Annotated in this window: 1 protein-coding gene; it reads right to left on the bottom strand. The window is 65.9% G+C overall.

Annotated features, from left to right (window positions below; all coding sequences use genetic code 11):
* Nucleotides 1-256: 256 nt before the first annotated feature.
* Nucleotides 257-2,434, bottom strand: a complete 2,178-nt coding sequence (locus EX88_RS0122295) for a S46 family peptidase (protein WP_031374189.1) — start codon at nt 2,432-2,434, stop codon at nt 257-259.
* Between the last annotated feature and the right edge of the window lie 262 nt (nt 2,435-2,696).

Genomic DNA, 2,696 nt, shown 5'->3' with positions numbered 1-2,696 from the left:
AAAGGTAACCAAAGAAAAATGCTTTTCTTTGAATCACAGGCCCGCACGAGCGATGCACACGCGGGGATTTTTCATACGGGACATCCCTGTCCCGATGAAAAACGGCGCACATCCGTGCGCGCCGCCCTCCGGGTCTTCTTTGGCCTTCGTGAGTGCGACTCTACGCACAGCCACGGCAAAATCTTTACGGCAACAGCAACAGCAAGAATGAGTGCAACGGCAACGGCAACTACAACCGCTACGGCAGCAGCCCCATCTACTTCCCGCTCGCCGGAACCCCCATCTCCGCCAACAACCTTGGCGCCGGGAACACGTCCTGCAGCACCCAGCGCAGGTAGCGCTGGTCGACCGAGATGGTCCGCGTCAACGCCGGGTCGAACAGCCAGCTCGCGCTCACCGATTCCCAGTTGCTGTCGAAGGCGATGCCCGCCAGCTTGCCCTGCCCGTCCAGCACCGGCGAGCCGGAATTGCCGCCGCTGATGTCGAGGTCGGCGAGGAAATTCACCGGCACCGAACCCAAACGCTTGTCGACGAGGTTGGCGCTGAACCGCTTCGCCGCGATCGCATCGAGCAAGGCCGGCGGGGCGTCGAACGGCGGTTTGCCGCTGTTGCGCGCGGCGATTTCCTCGAGCCGGGTGAACGGCAGTTGCTTGGCGCCGTTGTCCTTGGTGTAGGGCGACACCGTGCCGTAGCTGATACGCAGCGAGCCATTGGCGTCGGGATAGGCCGGCTGGCCGAGGCCCTTGCGGTAGTCGGCCAGCGCTTTCAGGTACACCGGCCGCACGCTCAAGGTCTCGCCGGCGCGGCTGCGGATTTCCCGCTCCATTTCCAGCATCGTCGGCATCACCGCGACCGCGAACTGGATCGCGCCGTCCTTGCCGGCATCCTTGCTCTTCTCGAAGGTGGCGCGGTCGGCCTTGAGCCAGCTCGCACGTTGTTCGGGGTTGGCCAGGCGCGATTTGCCGATGCGATCGAGGGCGCGCTTGATCGCTTTTTCGTCGTCGCCTTCGAGCCATTGGTCGAGCGCGGCGACGCGCTGTTCTTTCGGCAGCTTGACGTACTCGTGCAGCCAGTAGTTCTGCAACTGCCGGTCCATGCGCACATCAAAGCGGCGGTCGGCCTGCTTGAGCCGGTTCTCGAACGCGCCCAGGTCGCGTTGGCGGTAGCCGTTCTCGCGTTGCGCATCGGGTTTGTCGCGCTCGATCGCCAGCCGGTACAGCTGGGTCGCGGCACTGAGGGTGCCGGTCGCGTACAACTGGCCGAGCACCAGGTCGCGGTCGCGTTCGGCGCGCGCCTGCTGGCCGAGTTCGACCAGACGTGCGTGCGCGGCCAAGGCCGCCTCGCCTCCCGCGCCCTGCTTACGCAGCCACTCCAGCAAACCGGTTTCTTCGCTGCGCTTGGCCTGGGCCGCGTTGGTGCGGCGGAAGCTTTCGATCTGGCTTTCGTAACTCTTGGCCGCACCCAGCCAACCGCGCAGGGTGCCGACGTACTTGCTCGCGACCTCGGGGCTCTTGCGGCCTTCGGCTTCGATCAAGGTGGCGAGACGGCGGTAATGCGCGGCGACGGTCGGATAGGTCCAGTCGGCGTTGGCCTCGAAATCGTCGGCCATGGCGTAGCGGTTGGTCATGCCCGGAAAGCCGGCGAGCATGACGAAATCGCCCGCGCCCAGCGGCTTGTCGGCGATCTTGAGCCAGCGCTTGGGTTGGTAGGGCACGTTGTCGATCGCGAACGGCGCCGGCTTGCCGTCCTTGCCGACGTAAGCGCGGTAGAAGGCGAAATCGCCGGTGTGGCGCGGCCACGACCAGTTGTCGGTCTCGCCGCCGAAGTTGCCGATGCTTTCCGGCGGCGCATAGACCAGGCGCAGGTCGCGGATCTCGATGCTGCGCTGCAGTTGATAGCGGTTGCCGCCGGAGAAACTGTAGAGACGGCAACCGTAATCGGCCTGGGTCTCGCACTCGGCGACCAGTTGCTTCTCCAGCGCGTCGAGCGCGGCGATGCGCGCGAGCGGGTCGGCCGCCGCGGTCAGCGCCGCCTGCACCCGCGCGGTGACGTCCTGGACCGAGTCGAGCACGAAGATGCGCGCGTTGGCACCGGCCGAAACTTCCTCGTTGTTGGTGCCGGTCTTGAACCCGTCGCGCAGCAGGCTTTTCTGCGGCGTCGAATTGAGCTGCAGCGCGGCGAGCGCGCAATGGTGGTTGGTCAGCAGCAGACCCTTGGGCGAGACGAAGCTCGCGGTGCAGCCGCCGAACGGGACCACCGCGCCGAGCGGGTCGCCTTTCGGGTCGCTCAGTTGCGCGAGCTGCTTGGGCGTGGCCCGCAGCCCGGCCTGTTTGAGCTTGCTCGCGAGTTCGGGGAATTGCTGCGGCGTCCATACGCCCTCGACCGCCCGGGCGGCCCCATGCCAGGCCAGCGTGCACGACAACGTCCCTGCCATGGCCAGTGATCGGGCCAGCACCGTGTATTGCATCAAAGCGTCCCTTGGAAGGCGGGAGGTCGAGTCTAGCCCGGCTGTTTCTGCGAAGGCCATTCCGGATCCGTCGAAGCGCGGCTCGGCGGCGCTACGGTTCGTCGCGCTTCAGCGTGTTTGTGGCTGCTGCCCCTGCCCGCCCCCCGGCAATCTAAAAATTTCGTTAGTTCAAACAAGTCGCGCCGCATGGCTTCACGCTGTCGGGGTAGGAGCGGCGCGAGCCGCGACC

The organism is Lysobacter antibioticus (genome assembly GCF_000731095.1).
Lineage (GTDB): Bacteria > Pseudomonadota > Gammaproteobacteria > Xanthomonadales > Xanthomonadaceae > Lysobacter > Lysobacter antibioticus_B.
This window is presented reverse-complemented; position numbering and strand designations above follow the sequence as displayed.